This is a genomic window from Leisingera sp. ABM4_060 (assembly GCF_056158765.1).
On sequence record NZ_JBSWTX010000001.1, the window covers coordinates 2,861,645 to 2,879,455 of the forward strand.

Sequence of the window (17,811 nt, forward strand, 5' to 3'; positions counted from 1 at the left end):
TCTTTGCTTCAGGATTTTATACGAAACCCCGGGGGGAATGTCACCCGCAACACCCCTTTTTTCTTGGCGGAATCAGGCCGTTCACGGCCTGCCAGCCGCACCGGCAGCGGCCAGCCTCAGGTGAAGGGTATAATCAGCCCAACGGCGATCAGCAAACCGCCCGACACCAGGTTGATCCGGCGCAAGATCCGGGGCGAGGTGATGGCCTTGCGCACCCGGTGCACCATACCTGCCAAAGCCAGGTTGCCGGCCAGCGGGATCACGAAGGACAGGGTCACGATCGCCGCCACATCCGGCCAGGACGTGCCGGATAGGTCAAAGAAACCGGGCAGCACTCCCATGTAAAACAGGATCGCCTTGGGATTGCCCAGGATCGCCGCAATCCCCGCCATGAAGCCGGCCCAGATGCCGGGCCTTGTCAGCGCCCGGTTCTCCTGCACCGCCTCGCCCGCATGGCGGATCAGCAGATACCCCATGCCAAGAAACATCAAACAGGCCACCCAGCGCAGCGCGGTCATGATGCCGGTGAATTCGGACACCACCCAGGACATGCCCGCCACGGCAATCAGCGGCCACAGGATATCGCCGCAGGCGACCCCCAACGCCAGCGGCCAGGCCGCCTGAAACCCGCCCGAAACCGAGCGCGCCATCAGCGCCAGCCACACCGGGCCAGGGGTCAGGAACAGGATCAGCAAGGCGCCCGCATAAAGCAGCAGGTCCCAGGACGTAACCGTCATTGCGGGATCACCTCTGACGTGCCGCCACTGTCGGACACCTCCAGCACCTGCGCCCGGCCTTCCAGCCCGTCAAACAGCTCCGGCCCGGTACCTGTCATCCAGGCTTGGGTGCCAAGCGCGCAAATTTCATCATACAGCGCCGCCCGCCGCGCTGCATCCAGATGCGCCGCAACCTCGTCCAGCAGCAGGATCGGCGGCGCCCCTTCGCGCTGCGCCAGCGCCCGCGCATTGGCCAGGATCAAAGACACCAGCAGCGCCTTCTGCTCCCCGGTGGAACAATCCCTGGCCGGAACCCCCTTGGCCCGGTAGGTGCCGATCAGATCGGTCCTGTGCGGCCCCACCAGGGTGCGGCCCGCGGCCAGGTCCCGGAACCGGCTTTCCTCCAAGGCTTCTTTGAAATCCGCCTCAGTAGACGGCATGCTGCCTTCGGACTGCAACAGCTCCAATTCCGCAGCAGGAAACGCGGTTTCTGCCTCTGCCTGCGCCAGCTGCAGAAAATCCACCGCCTGCACCCGTGCCGCATGCACGCGGTGCCCGGCAGCCGCCATGCGGTCTTCCAGCACCCGGTACCAGGCAGCGTCGCGGATCTGCTCCTTCAGCAGCCGGTTGCGCTCCCGCATTGCTTTTTCATAGGCCAGCGAGGCCTCAGCATGAGCGGGTTCGAAACTGAGCGCAATCCGGTCCAGGAACCGCCGCCGACCCTCGGCCGCTTCGATCCACAGCCGGTCCATCGCCGGGATCAGCCAGACCACTCGGGCCACCTGCCCCAGCGCCAGCTGGCTGGCGGATTTGTTGTCGATCTTCACCTGCCGGGCATTGCCGCCCTCGGACCAGGTTTCCACCTCATAGGCCTGCGAAGGCGCCCGCAGCTCGCCCTTCAGCTTCCACCCCAGCGCCTCCGGCTGGCGCGCCATGTCGGCGGCACTGGCGCGGCGCAACCCGCGGCCCGGCGAGAACAGCGAGACCGCTTCCAGGATATTGGTCTTGCCCGCGCCGTTGTTGCCGTGAATGGCCACCGGCCGCCCGTCCAAATGCAATTCCGCCCGCAAATGCGAGCGGAAATGGGACAAAACAAGTGACGTCAGAGCCAGCACGCGGGAGCTCCCTAGTTCTTCTGGCCTAAAATATCCCCGTCCCGCTGCCCGGCAGGCGGCTTAGCCGCCGAGAGGGGAGGCAGCGCCGTCAGGCGCTTCAAACCCGCATCGGCATCACGACGTAAACGGCGCTTTCGTCACTGCCTTCGCGCATCAGGGTCGGATCGCCGGAAGAGTTGAACATAAAGACAGCGTTTTCGCGGTCCACCTGATTGGCGATTTCCAGCAAGTATTTGGCGTTAAAACCGATTTCCAGCCGCTCGTCGTTGTAGGCAACCGCCAGCTCTTCCTCGGCGGCACCGCTGTCCGGCGCGTTCACCGACAGGATCAGCCGGTCTTCCTCCAGCTGCAGCTTCACTGCGCGGGAGCGTTCGGAGGACACGGTGGCCACCCGGTCGACAGCCTGGGCAAACTCGGCGGCGTCCACTTCCAGGCGGCGGGTGTTGCCGGCCGGGATCACCCGGGTGTAGTCGGGGAAGGTTCCGTCGATCACCTTGGAGGTCAGGGTGATATTCGGGGTGGCAAAGCGCACCTTGGTTTCCGAAACCGACACCGCGATGTCCATATCGTCATCGTCCAAGAGCTTGCGCAGCTCGCCCACGGTCTTGCGCGGCACAATCACGCCCGGCATGTCCTCAGCGCCCAGCGGCAGCTCGGCGTCGATGCGGGCCAGGCGGTGGCCGTCGGTGGCGACAGCGCGCAGAACCTTGCCGCCATCACCAGATGACACATGCAGATAGACACCGTTCAGGTAATACCGGGTCTCCTCGGTGGAGATTGCAAATTTCGACTTGTCGAACAGGCGGCGCAGCACCGCGGCTTTGGCGGCAAAGTTCGAATGATACTCCGAGGACGCCATCACCGGAAAATCCTCGCGCGGCAGGGTCGCCAGCGAGAAGTTCGACCGGCCGGCCTCCACCGCCAGACGGCCGGTTGCGGCGTCGGCGGTCAGGGTAACCAGGGCGCCGTCGGGCAGCTTGCGGACAATCTCGTGCAGGGTGGTGGCGGCAACGGTGGTGGCGCCACCCCGCTCGACCTGGGCGGGGGCCTTGTCGACCACCTCGATATCCAGGTCGGTGGCGCGGAATTGGACACTGTCGCCCTCGGCTTCGATCAGCACATTTGCCAGGATCGGAATGGTGTTGCGGCGCTCGACCACCGACTGCGCCTGAGCTACAGCCTTGAGAAGCGTGCCGCGTTCGATGCTGATCTTCATGTCCCAAATCCTCTTCGTCATGCCCGTGTCTGGTGCCGGGACAAGCAACCTACCTGTTTACCCCTGCCGCACAAGGCTTTTTATGGATTTCTCAAGGGGATTTCCGGCGGGGTCAAGGGGGGCTGCGCGGCTGGGGCGCGAAACCGGGGCAAACGTTGCAGCAGAACCCGGAACTGTCCCGGCGGGGACAGGGCTGCAAAACCTAGGCCTGTCCCCGCGGGGACAGGCACGAAAAACGCCCCGGCGCTTGGGCCGGGGCGTGGTACGGGGCAAGTGAATGCACTGGAGAGGTGCTTAGGCCTTCACCCGCTCCGATTTCGGATCGTACATCGGCTTCAGCGAGGCCTCGGCCTTCACTTTGGTGCCCATGACGTCAATCTCATAGGTGGAGCCCAGCACATCCGCAGCACTTTCGCCCTCGCAGGGCACGTACCCCATGCCAATGGCAGCCCCCAGGGTGTGCCCGTAGTTGCCGGAGCTGAGGTAGCCCACGTATTTGCCGTCGCGGATGATCGGCTCGTTGTGGAACAACAGCGGCTCGGCATCGGTCAGCTTGAACTGCAGCATGCGGTTCTTGGGACCGGTCTCCTTGCGCTCCAGCACCGCCGCCTTGCCGATGAAATCCGCCTTGTCGGTCTTGACCGCAAAGCCCAGGCCAGCGTCGATCACATTGTCCTCGCAGGTGATGTCGTGGCCGAAGTGGCGGAAGCCCTTCTCGATCCGGCAGCTGTCCATCATGTGCATGCCGCAGAGCTTGAGCCCCATGTCCTGGCCGGCGTCCCACAGGGTTTCGAACGCGTGGCCGGCCATGTCGGCGCCGACATAGATTTCCCAGCCCAGTTCGCCGACATAAGTTACGCGGTGCACACGGGCGAGGCCCATGCCCAGCTCGATCTCCTGCGCGGTGCCGAAGGGATTCACCTCGTTGGAGAAATCGTTGGGCGACACTTTCTGCAGCAGCTTGCGCGCGTTCGGGCCCATCACCGCCAGCACGCCCTCGCCTGCGGTCACATCGGTGATCACCACGCGGTGGTCGCCAACATGGCGCATCATCCAGGTCTGGTCAGCCAGACGGGTTACCGCCGGGGTCACCACCAGATAGGCGGTCTCAGACAGGCGGGTGACGGTCACATCGGCCTCGATGCCGCCGCGGGAATTCAGGAACTGGGTGTAGACGATCTTGCCCGCCGGGACGCTGAGGTTGGCGCCGCAGATATAGTTCAGGAAGGTTTCGGCATCCGGGCCTTCGACACGGATCTTGCCGAAGGAGGACATGTCGTACATGCCGGCGTTTTCGCGTACAGCCTTGTGTTCAGCTGCCGAATTTTCGAACCAGTTCTGGCGCTTCCAGCTGTACTGGTACTCACGCTCCTGGCCTTCGTTGGCAAACCAGTTGGCGCGTTCCCAGCCGCCGATTTCACCCATCACCGCGCCCTGCTCCAGCAGGTGGTGGTGGAACGGGGTCCGGCGCACGCCGCGGGCGGTGGCCTTTTGGCGGTAGGGGAAGTGGTCGGCGTACAGAAGGCCCAGGGTCTCTTTGGAGCGCTCGAACAGGTAATGCTTGTTGCCCTGGAACGGGTGCATCCGGCTGATGTCCACATCGCCCAGATCGAACGGCTTTTCGCCTTCGTCCATCCACTGCGCCAGCGCCATGCCTGCGCCGCCCGCGGACTGGATGCCGATCGAGTTGAAACCCGCGGCGACCCAGAAGTTGTCCATCTCGGGCGCCAGGCCCAGGTGGTAGGCGTCGTCCGGGGTGAAGGATTCCGGGCCGTTGAAGAAGGTATGGATACCGGCCTCGGCCAGCATCGGCATCCGGTTGCAGGCGGCCTCCAGGATCGGTTCGAAGTGGTCGAAGTCCTCGGGCAGCTGGTCGAATTCGAAGCTGTCGGGGATGCCGTTCATCGCCCAGGGCTTGGCGTTGGGCTCAAAGGCACCAAGCAGGATCTTGCCCGCGTCTTCCTTGTAGTAGGCGCATTCGTCCGGCACGCGCAGCACCGGCATCTGAGTCAGGCCTTCGATGCCTTCGGTGACGATGTAAAAGTGCTCGCAAGCGTGCAGCGGCACGTTGACGCCCGCCATGCGGCCGACCTCGTGACCCCACATCCCGGCGCAGTTCACCACCATGTCGGCTTCGATGTGACCTTGGGACTGGCCGTCATCGCTGGCCCAGTCGACGCCAGTGACGCGGCGGCCTTCCTTGGAGATACCGGTGACCTTGATGCGCTCCTTGACCAGCGCGCCGCGCTGGCGGGCGCCTTTGGCCAGGGCCAGCGCGATGTTGGCCGGGTCGCCTTGGCCGTCTTTCGGCAGCCAGACGCCGCCGGTCACATCGCCGATGTTCAGGTGCTCGTAGCGGGCTTTGACTTCTTCCGGCGAGATTTCCTCAACCTCGACGCCGAATGCGCGCGCCATGGCGGCCTGGCGGAAGATCTCTTCCTTGCGCTCGTCTGTCAGAGCCACGGTGATCGAGCCGCAGCGCTTGAAGCCGGTGGCGACGCCGGTTTCCTCTTCCAGCGAGCCGTAAAGCTCTTGCGAGTATTTCGCCAGCTTGGTCATGTTGGCGGTGGCGCGCAGCTGGGCGATCAGGCCCGCGGCGTGCCAGGTGGTGCCGGAGGTCAGCTGCTTGCGCTCCAGCAGCACCACATCCTTCCAGCCCAGTTTCGCCAGATGGTAAGCCACCGAGCAGCCAATCACGCCGCCGCCGATAATGACCACGCGGGCCTTGTTGGGAAGATCGCTCATGTCATCGCTCCTGAATGAGTATTCGCGCCTGACTATCACGAATAGGCGGCGCAAAATGCATGAAAAACGTCAGGCTTCCGTAGCTATTCTCCGGCCTTGAGGATATTTTCCGCCCCGTCCTCCCCCATCCGGCGGCGCTTGCGCAGGACAAAGGGTGTGATTCCGAAGAAGCTCTTGTAAAGGCTGGAGAATCCGTTCGGAAACCCGCAGGCGAGACCGATTTCGCGAACACTCATGGTGGTGTTCAGCAGCAGGTTGTTGGCCTTGGAGAGCCGCATTTCCCGGTAGAAGCCGTTGGGGGTTGTTCCCAGGAAGGTCTTGAACTTGCGCTCTAAAGAGCGGGTTGAGATGCCCAGTTCATCCACGATCTCATTGATCGGAACCGGTTCCTCGATATTGTCCTGCATGATCCGGATGCAGTGGTCGAGCTCGCTGTCGCCGGTGATTGTCGGCTTCACGCCCGAGAACGGCTGCAGCGAGGAAGAATCGCGCACCTGCTCATGCAGCATGATGTTGCCCACCGTCATTTGAGCCGCAGCAGAAGTGAGACGGCCAACCAGCGCCAGCACAATGTCGACGGTGGAGCCCATGCCTGCGCAAGTCACCACCAGCCCGTCTTCGCTGGCCAGCGCATGGCTTGAGTCATTCAGCCCCATGCGCTCACGCAGCAGGACGGAATTTTCCCAATGGGTCGTCAGCCGTCCGGCCGCACCGCCCTGGTCGCGGATATAGCGGGCGGCGGCCTCGGCCAGCAGATAGACCTTGCCGCCACGCGACGTGTAGCTGGAGATCACGCGGCCCAGGCTGAGGCCGGGGTGATCCGGGTCGGAATTGCCAAGGAAGAAGGCAAAATCCGCGTCCGGTTTGGTCGCGAAGGGCTCGGTATCGACGCTGAGGCCCGCCTTGCAGCCGATACGCCCGCCCTGCAGCGAACGCACGGTCCATTTGAACGGCGGCTGGGCCAGCACCCGATTGGCGATCCGCAGCACTTCGACCACGGCCGACATCTCAGTCAGCACGAAGCCATCACAGACCACGATGTCGATGCTCCAGACCCGGGCCGGGTCGGCGGCTTTGGGTTTTTCGGAAGTTGCCATGCTGATCCCCCCTTTCGTCAGACGATCCGGTGCCCGGCTGCGCGCAAGCAGCGGGCCAGTTCGGCGATGTGGTCCGGGCCAACCTCGCAGCAGCCGCCTACGATGGTGGCACCTTGGGCAACCCAGCCCATCGCAAACTCCGCATAAGGTTTAGGCCCCAGGTCCTGGCGCTGTTCCAGCGCGTCGACGGTGGGGGCGTCCTGAAGGAAGCCTTCGGAAATCCGGGTGAAGCCGTTGGCGTAGGCGCCAAAGGGCTTGCCGAAGCGTTTCACGATTTCAAGGCCTGCGCCGATCACTTCGGGGCGGGAGCAGTTGAGCAGTACCGCGTCCGGCTGGAAGTCCTCGAATATCGGGGCAAGGTCTGCCAGCGGCTCGCTGGAGCGCAGCAGGGTGCCGTCTTCGTCGGAGACAGATGCGGCCAGCCAGACGGGTTTGTCCGTGCCCGCGCAGCCCATCAGCGTGCCCTTGGCCTGCTCCAGCGAGGAAACGGTTTCGATCAGGAACAGATCCGCAGTTGGCTCCAGCAGCTGGACCAGTTCGGCGTAAGCGAGTTTGGCCTCTTCCGCGGGCGGGCAGATGTCGGGGCGGTAGGAGGCGATCAAGGGGCCAAGCGCGGCAGCAACGCGGCCTGAACCATGTGTTTCGCGGGCGGCGGCGGCCTGGGTGGCAGCCTTGGCCAGCAATTCTTCGAAATGGGTTTCGATACCGGCCCGGACCAGCCGGTCGCGCAGCACGGCGTAGGTGTTCATGGTGGCAATGGTGGCACCGGCAGCGAAATAGTCGGCGTGAACGCTGCCCACCACCTCGGGCTTTTCGATCATCACCGACGTGGACCACAAGGGCGTCGCCCGGTCGCCGGAGCGTTTGACAACTTCCTGCCCGATCGAGCCATCCAGAAGCGTGATCTCAGCCATAACACAGTGACCTTTCGTTAGTGCGCCAGCGCCGCCAGGATACATAAAACGATCCGGCGGCGCAGGCTGTCATTCTTTGAGGCGTCAGCCCGGGCTGCTGCAGCCCAGGCCGATGCCCGTCATCAGGCGCGCAGGCGCTCGTTGGCCGGATCCCACAGCGGTTCGTCTTTCTGAACCACCGCGCGGCATTTCTGCCCGTAGATCTCAACCTCCAGCTCGGTGCCCGGCACCGCCAGCTCAGGCCGCACCATGCCCAGCGCGATGGAGGCGTTCACACGATAGCCCCAATCGCCGGAGGTGGTTTCGCCCACGATCTCGCCGTCTTTCCAGATGCAGGACATGTACGGTGCATCCGCGTCGCCCGCCTCGACGATCAGGGTGACGAAGGTCTTCTTCACGCCCTGCTGCTTTTCGTTCTGGATCGCGGCCTTGCCCGGGAAGTCCTGCGGTTTGTCCAGCTTGACGAAACGCTCCAGCCCGCCTTCGAGCAGCGTATAGTCGGTGCTGAGGTCGCCCTTCCAGGTGCGGTAGCCCTTTTCGATGCGCAGCGAGTTCAGCGCGTACATGCCAAACGGCTTGGCACCGCCTTCGATCAGAGCCGCATAGATGCCGGCCTGATGCTCGTTGGCGCAGTGGACTTCCCAGCCGAGTTCGCCGGCGTAGGAGACGCGCGCCAGGAAGGCGGGCTTGCCTGCGACGGTGGCTTCCTGGTGGGTCAGCCAGCCAAGCGACAGATCGGCGTCGGACAGCGAGGCAAACAGCTCACGCGATTTCGGACCGGTGACGATCATGGTCGCGTATTCGGTGGTGCAGTCGGTCAGGGAGAGGCCTGCGGGCAGAGCGTTGCGCAGGATCTCAAAGTCGTGCCACTGGGCCGAGCCTGCGGTGATCATGGTGAAGTGGTCTTCGCCGTGACGGACACAGGACATCTCGGTCAGGATACGGCCGCGGTCGTCCGAAAAGTAGACCAGGTTCATCCGGCCAATCTTGGGCAGGCCGCCGGTGACCAGGCCGCGCAGGAACTCTGCGGCGCCTTCGCCTTCCAGGTTGAAGCGCGAGAAGCCCGGCAGGTCCAGCACGCCGACGCCGTCGCGGACCGCTTCGCATTCTTCCTTGATGCGCTGCTGCCACGGGCCGGAGCGGCCCCAGGTGTGGGTGGCTTCCTCGGAGGTATCGTCACCATCCTTGGCAAACCAGTTGGCGCGTTCCCAGCCGTTGTAGGCCCCCATCACGCCGCCCATTTCCTTGATCTGGGCATGCACCTGGCTGACCTTCTTGTCGCGCGCGGCCGGCCACTCGTGGTGCGGGAAGTGCATGGCGTATTCGTTGCCGTAGACTTCCAGACCCTTCTGGTTGCAGTAGTCCTGGTCGGTGTAGTCGGTGTAGCGGCGCGGATCGACCGCCCACATGTCCCACTCGGTCGCGCCATCGACGATCCACTCGGCCAGCACCTTGCCGGCGCCGCCGCCCTGGGCAATGCCGAAGGTGAAGCTGTGGGCTTCAAACGCGTTCTTCACACCCGGCATCGGGCCGATCATCGGCAGACCATCGGGGGCATAGGGGATCGGGCCGTTGATCACGCTGGAGACACCGGAGGACGCCATCAGCGGCACCCGCTCCATCGCGTCGGTGACGATATCCTCGATCCGGTCCAGATCTTCCTGCCACAGCTGGAACGAGAAGTCCTCGGGCATCGGATCGTCTTCGGTCAGCCAGTGGCCTTTGCAGTTTGGTTCATATGGGCCGAGGTTGTAGCCGTGCTTTTCCTGACGCAGGTAGTAGGACACGTCCACGTCTCGGATCAGGGGCAGCTTGCCGCCGTGTTCCTTGGACCAGGCTTCGACCTCGGGGATCTGCTCGGTCAGCAGATACTGGTGCTCCATCACCATGGCAGGCACGGTCCGGCCGCCGTAGGGCTTGAACATCTCACCCACGCGCTGTGCATAGTAACCGGCGGCGTTCACCACATAGTCGCAGTCGATGTCGCCCTTTTCGGTGTGCACGGTCCAGGTGCCGTCTTCGTGCTGGGTCACATCGGTCGCCGGGGTGAAGCGCAGGATCTTCGCGCCCATGTCGCGCGCACCCTTGGCCAGGGCCTGGGTCAGCTGTGCCGGGTCGATGTCGCCGTCGGTCGGGTCATAGAGAACCCCCGCCAGGTCATGGGTCTCCAGGAAGGGATAGTGCTCCTTGGTTTCTTCCGGGGTCCACATTTCCATCGGGATACCCTGGTAGCGGCCCATGGACATCGCGCGTTCAAATTCCTGCATTCGCTCTTTGCTGTGCGCCAGACGGATCGAACCCGAAACATGGTAGTTCATCGGGTAGTCGACCTCTTCGGCCAGGCCCGAATACAGCTCGGTCGAGTAGCGCTGCATGTTCATGATCGCCCAGGAGGTCGAGAAGGTCGGCACGTTGCCCGCCGCGTGCCAGGTCGAGCCGGCAGTCAGCTCGTTTTTCTCCAGCAGCACACAATCGGTCCAGCCCTTCTTGGCCAGATGATAAAGCGACGAGCAGCCGACGACGCCGCCGCCGATGATGACCACGCGGGCCTTGGTTGGAAAATCAGACATGTTCGCTCCCTAGTCTCAGTCCTTTTGCGGCACGCCGTCCGCAATCTCGTAAAAATCGCCTTTGCTGGCGGTGAAGATGTGCTTTTCGATCTTCAGGCCCGTGGCGCCATCGACGGCGCCAAGCGCAAAGCTGGTGGTGTCCTCATCATGCGCCTTCCAGAACAGGAAGGATGCGCAGCGCGGGCAGCTGCCGCGTTTGGCCTGCGGGCTGGCTTCATACCAGCTGACCGGGCCGGTGATGGTCAGTTCCGTGTCCTTGACATAGGCCGAGGACCAGATGCCGCCCGATTGCTTGCGGCACTGGCTGCAGTGGCACATGGACGGGCCTTGCGGGTGCGCTGCGGTTTCAAACCGGATGCCGCCGCAGAGGCAGGATCCCTTGATCATCACTCCCACCCCTGGATTTGTTTGGCGGTGCAGGCGACATCGTAGTAATCCCCCTTGTTTTTCAGGAAGATATGCTTGGTCACTTGCAGCCCGGTTTCACCATCCAGCGTGCCCGCGCCGATGGCGGTTTTGTCGATGCCGTCCCGCTTGTAGAACAGGCTGGAACCGCAACCGGTGCAAAATCCGCGTTTGGCCGCATCCGAGGAATGAAACCACTTCAGCCCGTCCCCGCGAGTGATCACCAAATCCGCATCCGCGGCCGAGGTGGCGGCCCAAAGATGGCCGCTGGTCTTGCGGCACTGGCTGCAGTGGCAGATAGTCACGGCCCGCAGCGGCCCATGAACTTCAAAGGCCACCGCACCGCATTCACAGGATCCCTTGTGCATCACGTGTCTCCTAGTAGACCGGCGGCGCGATCACCCAGACGGCCACGGCGGGCGCGTCATAGGGGTTCGACCACTGATAGGGTTCATGCTTGATGCGGAAACTGTCGCCGGGACCAACGGTAAAGGCACGGCCGCCGATCAGCAGGTCCAGCTTGCCCGAGATCATGTAGCCGACTTCCTGCGTCGGCCGGTGCGCCGGGGTCTGCATCCGCGAGTTCGGCTGGAAGGTGGAGTGCACCATCTCGAAATCATCGGTCAGGTCCGGCGACAACAGCTCTTCGATCAGACCTTCCTCGCCCGAGCCCATCGGGCGGCGGCTGCCTGCGCGCACCACATAGCCATGCTCCTCGGCGGGCGCCTCGGTATGGGCAAACAGCATCGACATCGGCACGCCCAGCGCCTGGGCCAGCTCGCGCAGGTCCGAGATCGACGGTTCCGACATGTCCCGCTCGACCTGGCTCAGCCAGCCGACCGAACGGTTCAGCACCGCCGCGACATCCGCCAGCGTCAGCCCGCGCGCCTTGCGCAAGGCCCGGATGTCCGCTCCCAATGTGGCCGCTGCCAGCGCCTGGTCGTTCACCAGCTCTCTCCCGTCCATGAAAAAATCTCCTCGTTTTTCACGATGCCCCGAATCCGTGAAATTTCCAAGCATTTTTTCACGGACCGGGACACCCCATGAAAAAACCCAGCGCATAAAGGCGCCGGGCTGATTCTTTCTGGTTCCAAATATCCTGGGGCGAGACCGCCAGGCCGAGGGGCAAAGCCCCTTCACCGCCGAATCACAACCGGCCGAACACTTGGGCCAGGATCCCCGCCAGATGCTCCGCATCCTCCTGGGTGAAGGCATCCGGCTGATCGCTGTCGATGTCAAAGACACCGATCAGATTTCCCTGCCCGTTCCAGACCGGCAGCACCAGCTCCGAGCGGGTCGAGGACGCGCAGGCGATATGGCCGGGAAAAGCCTCCACATCCGGCACCAGCTGCACCTCGCCGGTGCGTGCCGCTGCGCCGCAGACGCCGCGGGAAAACGGGATCTGCAGGCAGCCGTGGCCGCCCTGGTAGGGGCCGATCTTCAGCAGTTCCGGCGCCACTGCGCGATAAAATCCGGTCCAGTCGAAACGGCTGTCGGCATGATGCACTTCGCAGGCCACGGTCGCCATCAGTGCAACCTCATCCGTTTCGCCTTCGGTCAGTGCGGCGATGGTTTTGGCCAGGGATTCATAATCGGCCCGCATGGGCAGCTCTCCTTCAACGCATTAAGGGGGCTGTCTGCCCCCTCTTGACCTGACGGTCAATTCACCCCCGAGGATATTTTCGGCAAGAGGGAAAGCGGATCAGACCCGTTCAATCGCAATTGCTGTGCCCTCGCCGCCGCCAATGCAGATGGCGGCCACACCGCGTTTGAGGCCGCGTTTTTCCAGCGCGTTCAGCAGGGTGACCATGATCCGGGCGCCGGAGGCGCCGATCGGGTGGCCCAGCGCACAGGCGCCGCCGTTTACATTCACCTTGTCGCGGGTGAGGCCCATTTCATGCATGAAGGCCATCGGCACCACGGCAAAGGCTTCGTTCACTTCCCATAGATCGACGTCTTCCACCTGCCAGCCGATGTCTTTCAGCAGCTTTTGCGCCGCCGGGACCGGCGCGGTGGTGAACCAGCCCGGCGCCTGGGCATGGCTGGCGTGACCCAGGATGCGGGCGCGGACCTGCAGGCCCTGGGCCGCGGCGGCCTCGGAGGAGGCCAGCACCAGCGCCGCCGCACCGTCCGAAATCGAGGAGGCATTGGCCGCTGTCACCGTGCCATCCTTGCGGAAGGCGGGTTTCAGCGTGGGGATCTTTTCAGGGCGCGCCGATTTCGGCTGTTCATCCGCATCGGTCACTACTTCGCCCTTGCGGGTTTTCACGGTGACCGCCGCAATCTCTCCGTCAAAGGCGCCGCTCTCCTGGGCTTCCAGCGCATTGGACAATGATTTCAGAGCGTATTCATCCTGGGCCTCGCGGGTGAACTGGAACTTTTCGGCACAGTCCTCGGCAAAGGTGCCCATCAGGCGGCCCTTGTCATAGGCATCCTCGAGCCCGTCCAGGAACATATGGTCGATCACCTGGCCATGGCCGATGCGGGCGCCGCCGCGCATCTTGGGCAGCACATAGGGCGCATTGGTCATGCTTTCCATGCCGCCAGCGATTATCGTATCCGCATACCCCAGCGCGATCTGGTCATAGGCGATCATCGCCGCCTTCATGCCGGAGCCGCACATCTTGTTGAGCGTGGTCGCGGGAACCTCTTCGCCCAGCCCCGCAGCAAACCCTGCCTGGCGCGCGGGTGCCTGACCCTGGCCCGCAGGCAGCACGCAGCCCATCAGCACCTCGTCGACAGTAGCCGTGCCGGCGCCCTCCAGCGCTGCCCGGATGGCGGCGCCGCCCAGCTCCGCTGCCGTTACGCCCTCGTACATGCCCTGGAACCCGCCCATCGGCGTCCGGGCCGCTCCGGCGATAACAACATCTTTCATGCAATTTTCCTCCAATCGTCAAAATAAAACCTACAGAATAGTAAGCTTTGCGGTCTAGAGTGCTGCGAAATGACGTTACATCCCGGGGGACAGATATGAGCCTGACGACCACCATGACGGGCGATGCACAGATCGTCAAAGTCAATGCAGAGCGCATTGATGCCGCCATGGCCATCCAGTTCAAGGAGGACATGCGCACGGAAACCGAAAGCGGTCCGGACCGGGTCATCCTGGATCTGTCCGACGTGCAATTCATCGATTCCAGCGGGCTGGGCGCGATTGTCGCCGCGATGAAGCAGCTGGGCGGCAGCCGCAAGCTGGATCTGGCCGGGCTGACCCCGATGGTGGAGAAAGTCTTCCGCCTGACCCGCATGGACACGGTCTTTGACCTTTACGGCACGCTCAGCGACGCAACCGCTCCGGCTGGCGCAAACTCCTGAAGACGAATGCGCTGGCGGCGCAAAGCGAGAATTCGATGGTAAAAACCTTTGCCTGCTCGTTCACGGCCACGAATTTGGATGCCCGCTCCGGCATCTCTTCTGTCGTGACCCAGTTGCGGTCCCTGGGAATCCCCGGCGCCCGCGTGGACGAGGTGCAGATCGCCTTGACCGAAGCCGTGAACAACGTGGTCGAACACGCCTATGAGGGGGCCGCACCGGGTGATGTGCGGATCCGGGGCGAGCTGTATCCGGAGCGGCTGTGGATCAGCATTCAGGATGCAGGCGCCCCCTTCCCCGAAGGGGAGTTGCCGGAAGGCAAGCCTGCGGATGTCGGCGTCGCCACAGAGCACCTGCCCGAAGGCGGGTTCGGCTGGTTCCTGATCCGGGAGCTTGCCAGCCAAGTGCAATACGAACGAACCGAAGGCAGCAACAACCTGTCGCTCTGCTTTGAAATCCAGGTCACCAGCCCCGCAGCCGAGGTCTGACGCGGCGGGAGCCCGCCCCTTCCGCAAACTGCGTTACCCGCAATTTTAACGCTTCGCCACATTGGCGCCGCATTCCCGGCCCACCGCAGCCCAACAGATATGCGAAACCTTACCTGTAGCTGAAACGAGCTTCCCCTGGTGCCGCGTATCCTAGCCCCCACCAGAGCGCGGCACCGGGGACACATCATTTCAGCCTGCCCTTCCCTGCACATGTTACGTATCGTTCCAACCAGCCTACCGGGGATTTGAGTTGCCTTCCTGCATCATGCGCCTAGGCTCGGCGCGGCAGAAGCAAGGAGCAGGATGATGCGCGATTTCCACCTTCCCGGCCGGTCAGCGGTCTTTGCTCAGAACGGCCTGTGCGCAACCTCGCATCCGCTGGCTGCCAGCGTGGCGGTGGATATCCTGAAACGGGGCGGCAATGCGATGGATGCGGCCTTGGCCGGCGCGGTGCTGCTGGGCATTTGCGAGCCGCAGATGACCGGCATCGGCGGCGATTGCTTTGTGCTCTATTCACGTCCCGGCAGCGGTGTTCAGGCATTGAACGGGTCCGGCCGCGCGCCCGCTGGCGCCAGCGCCGCGGCGCTGCGGGCGAAAGGGCTGACGGCTGTGCCGCTGGACAGCCCGGATGCAGTCACCGTGCCCTGCGCCATCGACGCCTTCTGCCACCTGGCCGAGGCCGAAGGCTGCCTGGGACTGGATGCGCTGCTGCAACCCTCCATCCGTTATGCCGAGGAAGGAGTTCCGGTGGCGCCGCGCACCGCATTTGACTGGCACAACAGTGCGGCAACCTTGCAGGGCGCAGCCCGGCAGCACTATTTGAAGGACGGCGCGCCGCTGCGCACCGGCGATGTCTTCCGCGCCCCCGGCCAGGCCGAGGTACTGCGCCGCATCGCCAAACATGGGCGCGATGCATTTTACAGCGGCGAGGTGGCCGAGGACATGGCAATCGCCCTGTCTGCCCTGGGCGGCGTGCACACGCTGGAGGATTTCGCCGCTGCCTGCAGCTTTGCCGCCCAGCCGGTGGAAGGCCGCTACAAGGGGCAGGATCTGGTGGAGCACCCGCCTAATGGCCAAGGCGCCACCGCACTGCTGCTGCTGAACATTCTCAAACACTTTGACATCGCCGGGATGGAGCCGTTCGGTCCGGAACGGGCGCATATCGAGGCGGAGGCTGCCAAGCTTGCCTATGATGCCCGCAATCGGTTTCTGGCGGACCCGGACCATACTGCCCGGCTGGAACATATGCTGGCGGCCGAAACTGCAGAAAAGCTGGCAGCCCTGATCGATCCGAAGCACGCCATGCCGGCTGCAGCGCCGCTGACGGAGGCCGTGCACAAGGACACCGTCTATATCACCGTGGTCGACAAAGACCGCATGGCGGTGTCGCTGATTTACTCGATCTTCCACGGCTTCGGTTCCGGCATCGCATCTGAAAAATTCGGCATCCTGCTGCAGAACCGCGGTGCCGGGTTTACACTGGAAGAGGGCCACCCGAATGAACTGGCGCCAGGCAAGCAGCCGATGCACACAATCATCCCCGCCATGCTGAAACAGGACGGCGGCGTGATCATGCCGTTTGGCGTGATGGGCGGCGGATATCAGCCTACGGGCCATGCGCGGCTGGTGTCGAACCTCAGCGATTTCGGGATGGATCTGCAGCAAGCCATCGACGCGCCGCGCTGCTTTGCCGATGGCGGTGTGCTGAAAGTTGAGCGCGGTTATGCGGCTTCGGTGCGCCAGGACCTGGCAGAGATGGGCCACAAGGTCGAGGTCCCGGATACGCCCCTGGGCGGGGCGCAGGCGGTCCGGATCAATGCTTCGGGCGTGCTGGAAGGCGCCAGCGATCCGCGCAAGGACGGCTGTGCGATCGGTTATTGAAGCCCGGGGGGCAGGTGCAACGGTCAGTTCAGCTGATAATGCAGCGCATAGGCGCCGCCATCGAAATTTCCAAACATTTCAGGCACATCCGGATGGCCGATGGGCTCACCGGAATAGTCGGCAACCAAGTTCTGCTCCGAGACATAGGCCACGTAGTAGGACTGGTCGTTTTCTGCCAGAAGATGGTAGAACGGCTGGTCCTTCACAGGCCGGCTGTCCTCGGGAATGGCTTCATACCATTCCTCGGTATTGGCAAACTCGGGGTCGACGTCGAACACCACGCCGCGGAAGGGGTGCTTCCGGTGGCGGACGACCTGTCCAAGATTGTATTTTGCTCGTGTTCTCAACATGGTCTTGCAGCCCCCGTCCTGTTTAAATAGCGCGCTCGCGCAGGGATTGTCCAACTCTTGACGCAAATTTTCAGGGAAACAGACTGTGAACCTCGCTTTGACAGTGCTCGAAATCACCGCTCCGGTGTTCCTGCTGGCTGCGGCCGGTTTTATCTGGGTGAAGCTGGGATTTGAATACCGCACCCAGTTCGTGACCCGGCTGGCGATGACGCTGGCGGTGCCCTGCCTGATCTTCACCGCGCTGATGAGCACCGAGCTGGACAAGGGTGCGCTTGGCACCTTCATGCTGGCAGCCCTGGCGGGCCATTTGATGCTGGCAGTGGCGGGTGAGGTTTTGTGCCGTTTGGGGCGGCTGGACCGGCAGACCTATATGGCGCCGTTTGTGTTCGGCAATACCGGAAACCTTGGCATTCCCCTGTCTCTGTTTGCCTTTGGCGAGGCCGGCCTTGGCTATGCCGTCGTCATGCTGGCCGTGTCGGCCATCCTGTCGTTCACCTATGGCATCTACCTGGTGGCCGGCCGCAGCGCCGGCAGCAAGGCGGTGCGGGAGCCGATGGTCTGGGCGACGCTCCTGGGCGGGCTGTTCCTGTGGCAGGATTGGGAGACACCCCGGTTTCTGACCAATGCGCTGGAACTGACCGGGCAGATGGCGGTGCCGCTGATGCTGATCACGCTGGGCACCGCAGTGGCGCGGCTGACTCCGGGGAAGACCGGGACCGCCATTGCATTCTCGCTGGTGAAGTTCCTGATCTGCACCGCCGCGGGCTGGGGGCTGGCAGCGGCATTCGGGCTGGACCCTGTTGCCTCTGGCGTGCTGATCCTGCAGCTGGCAACGCCGGTTGCGGTGACTGCCTACCTGCTGGCGGAGAAGTTTGAGGCCAATTCCAGTGCTGTGGCGGGCCTGGTCGTGGTTTCCACCCTGATGTCCGCGGTCCTGCTGCCACTGCTGCTGAGCCAGCTTCTGGAATTGTGATTTCCACGCGCCCGCCAATCCGCTAAACT

17 protein-coding genes are annotated in these 17,811 nt (G+C 63.5%); 4 read left to right on the plus strand and 13 right to left on the minus strand.

The genetic code is table 11. The features are described from left to right. Positions 1 to 116 precede the first annotated feature (116 nt). The 12 genes from ACXAEH_RS13665 to ACXAEH_RS13720 form a co-directional block, all read right to left on the minus strand. Positions 117 to 737 carry a LysE family translocator gene (locus tag ACXAEH_RS13665; RefSeq protein ID WP_475033520.1) on the minus strand — a complete coding sequence of 207 codons (621 nt, stop codon included), beginning with the start codon at positions 735 to 737 and terminating at the stop codon, positions 117 to 119. Next, complete coding sequence (recF, locus tag ACXAEH_RS13670) at positions 734 to 1,831, minus strand: DNA replication/repair protein RecF (RefSeq protein WP_475033522.1); 1,098 nt, start codon at positions 1,829 to 1,831, stop codon at positions 734 to 736. Before recF ends, ACXAEH_RS13665 begins: the two co-directional genes overlap by 4 nt. A 97-nt stretch (positions 1,832 to 1,928) precedes the next feature. Next, positions 1,929 to 3,047, minus strand: a complete 1,119-nt coding sequence (gene dnaN / locus ACXAEH_RS13675; RefSeq protein ID WP_475035576.1) for a DNA polymerase III subunit beta — start codon at positions 3,045 to 3,047, stop codon at positions 1,929 to 1,931. Positions 3,048 to 3,341: 294 nt separating this feature from the next. Next, positions 3,342 to 5,792 (minus strand): GcvT family protein, encoded by a 2,451-nt coding sequence (locus ACXAEH_RS13680; RefSeq protein ID WP_475033523.1) that lies wholly within the window; start codon positions 5,790 to 5,792, stop codon positions 3,342 to 3,344. Positions 5,793 to 5,875: 83 nt separating this feature from the next. Further along, on the minus strand, positions 5,876 to 6,889 hold the full coding sequence (locus ACXAEH_RS13685; protein ID WP_475033525.1) for a GlxA family transcriptional regulator: 1,014 nt from the start codon (positions 6,887 to 6,889) through the stop codon (positions 5,876 to 5,878). Positions 6,890 to 6,906: 17 nt separating this feature from the next. After that, the gene (locus tag ACXAEH_RS13690) at positions 6,907 to 7,803 is read right to left on the minus strand and encodes a homocysteine S-methyltransferase family protein (RefSeq protein WP_475033527.1); all 897 of its coding nucleotides are present in this window, start codon (positions 7,801 to 7,803) and stop codon (positions 6,907 to 6,909) included. Positions 7,804 to 7,925: 122 nt separating this feature from the next. Then, the gene (locus ACXAEH_RS13695; RefSeq protein WP_475033529.1) at positions 7,926 to 10,373 is read right to left on the minus strand and encodes a GcvT family protein; all 2,448 of its coding nucleotides are present in this window, start codon (positions 10,371 to 10,373) and stop codon (positions 7,926 to 7,928) included. A 15-nt stretch (positions 10,374 to 10,388) separates the two neighbouring features. After that, positions 10,389 to 10,760, minus strand: coding sequence for a GFA family protein (locus tag ACXAEH_RS13700; RefSeq protein WP_475033530.1), 372 nt, complete (start codon positions 10,758 to 10,760; stop codon positions 10,389 to 10,391). Beyond that, a complete protein-coding gene (locus tag ACXAEH_RS13705) occupies positions 10,760 to 11,146 on the minus strand; it encodes a GFA family protein (RefSeq protein ID WP_475033532.1) in 387 nt (128 codons plus the stop codon). The genes ACXAEH_RS13700 and ACXAEH_RS13705 overlap by 1 nt, the downstream gene beginning before the upstream one ends. 10 nt (positions 11,147 to 11,156) lie before the next feature. Next, on the minus strand, positions 11,157 to 11,744 hold the full coding sequence (locus ACXAEH_RS13710) for a helix-turn-helix domain-containing protein (protein ID WP_475033534.1): 588 nt from the start codon (positions 11,742 to 11,744) through the stop codon (positions 11,157 to 11,159). A 181-nt stretch (positions 11,745 to 11,925) separates the two neighbouring features. Further along, positions 11,926 to 12,381, minus strand: coding sequence for a GAF domain-containing protein (locus tag ACXAEH_RS13715; protein ID WP_475033536.1), 456 nt, complete (start codon positions 12,379 to 12,381; stop codon positions 11,926 to 11,928). Positions 12,382 to 12,480: 99 nt separating this feature from the next. Beyond that, positions 12,481 to 13,653 (minus strand): thiolase family protein, encoded by a 1,173-nt coding sequence (locus ACXAEH_RS13720; protein WP_475033538.1) that lies wholly within the window; start codon positions 13,651 to 13,653, stop codon positions 12,481 to 12,483. A 95-nt stretch (positions 13,654 to 13,748) separates the two neighbouring features. Between ACXAEH_RS13720 and ACXAEH_RS13725 the strand changes: the two genes are divergently transcribed. The 3 genes from ACXAEH_RS13725 (at position 13,749) to ACXAEH_RS13735 (ending at position 16,459) form a co-directional block, all read left to right on the plus strand. Continuing rightward, on the plus strand, positions 13,749 to 14,093 hold the full coding sequence (locus ACXAEH_RS13725; protein ID WP_475033539.1) for an STAS domain-containing protein: 345 nt from the start codon (positions 13,749 to 13,751) through the stop codon (positions 14,091 to 14,093). Between the two features lie 35 nt (positions 14,094 to 14,128). Further along, entirely contained in the window at positions 14,129 to 14,578 is a 450-nt protein-coding gene (locus ACXAEH_RS13730; RefSeq protein ID WP_475033541.1) for an ATP-binding protein, read from the plus strand. Positions 14,579 to 14,884: 306 nt separating this feature from the next. After that, complete coding sequence (locus tag ACXAEH_RS13735) at positions 14,885 to 16,459, plus strand: gamma-glutamyltransferase family protein (protein WP_475033543.1); 1,575 nt, start codon at positions 14,885 to 14,887, stop codon at positions 16,457 to 16,459. 23 nt (positions 16,460 to 16,482) lie between these two features. Here the strand turns inward: ACXAEH_RS13735 and hspQ are convergent, their stop codons facing one another. Then, positions 16,483 to 16,809: a heat shock protein HspQ gene (gene hspQ, locus ACXAEH_RS13740; RefSeq protein WP_039128385.1), complete on the minus strand. Its 327-nt coding sequence runs from the start codon at positions 16,807 to 16,809 to the stop codon at positions 16,483 to 16,485. 85 nt (positions 16,810 to 16,894) lie between these two features. On the opposite strand from hspQ, the gene ACXAEH_RS13745 reads away from it, so the two are divergent. Next, entirely contained in the window at positions 16,895 to 17,782 is an 888-nt protein-coding gene (locus tag ACXAEH_RS13745) for an AEC family transporter (RefSeq protein WP_475033545.1), read from the plus strand. Positions 17,783 to 17,811: the final 29 nt, after the last annotated feature.

Excerpts from the sequence above, each read along its gene's own strand:
- ACXAEH_RS13690 (WP_475033527.1), bottom strand. The coding sequence starts at position 7,803 with ATGGCTGAGATCACGCTTCTGGATGGCTCGATCGGGCAGGAAGTTGTC.
- hspQ (WP_039128385.1), bottom strand. The coding sequence starts at position 16,809 with ATGTTGAGAACACGAGCAAAATACAATCTTGGACAGGTCGTCCGCCAC.
- ACXAEH_RS13705 (WP_475033532.1), bottom strand. The coding sequence starts at position 11,146 with ATGCACAAGGGATCCTGTGAATGCGGTGCGGTGGCCTTTGAAGTTCAT.
- ACXAEH_RS13695 (WP_475033529.1), bottom strand. The coding sequence starts at position 10,373 with ATGTCTGATTTTCCAACCAAGGCCCGCGTGGTCATCATCGGCGGCGGC.
- ACXAEH_RS13685 (WP_475033525.1), bottom strand. The coding sequence starts at position 6,889 with ATGGCAACTTCCGAAAAACCCAAAGCCGCCGACCCGGCCCGGGTCTGG.
- ACXAEH_RS13730 (WP_475033541.1), top strand. The coding sequence starts at position 14,129 with ATGGTAAAAACCTTTGCCTGCTCGTTCACGGCCACGAATTTGGATGCC.
- dnaN (WP_475035576.1), bottom strand. The coding sequence starts at position 3,047 with ATGAAGATCAGCATCGAACGCGGCACGCTTCTCAAGGCTGTAGCTCAG.
- ACXAEH_RS13665 (WP_475033520.1), bottom strand. The coding sequence starts at position 737 with ATGACGGTTACGTCCTGGGACCTGCTGCTTTATGCGGGCGCCTTGCTG.
- ACXAEH_RS13700 (WP_475033530.1), bottom strand. The coding sequence starts at position 10,760 with ATGATCAAGGGATCCTGCCTCTGCGGCGGCATCCGGTTTGAAACCGCA.
- ACXAEH_RS13725 (WP_475033539.1), top strand. The coding sequence starts at position 13,749 with ATGAGCCTGACGACCACCATGACGGGCGATGCACAGATCGTCAAAGTC.
- ACXAEH_RS13720 (WP_475033538.1), bottom strand. The coding sequence starts at position 13,653 with ATGAAAGATGTTGTTATCGCCGGAGCGGCCCGGACGCCGATGGGCGGG.
- ACXAEH_RS13715 (WP_475033536.1), bottom strand. The coding sequence starts at position 12,381 with ATGCGGGCCGATTATGAATCCCTGGCCAAAACCATCGCCGCACTGACC.
- ACXAEH_RS13710 (WP_475033534.1), bottom strand. The coding sequence starts at position 11,744 with ATGGACGGGAGAGAGCTGGTGAACGACCAGGCGCTGGCAGCGGCCACA.
- ACXAEH_RS13735 (WP_475033543.1), top strand. The coding sequence starts at position 14,885 with ATGCGCGATTTCCACCTTCCCGGCCGGTCAGCGGTCTTTGCTCAGAAC.
- ACXAEH_RS13680 (WP_475033523.1), bottom strand. The coding sequence starts at position 5,792 with ATGAGCGATCTTCCCAACAAGGCCCGCGTGGTCATTATCGGCGGCGGC.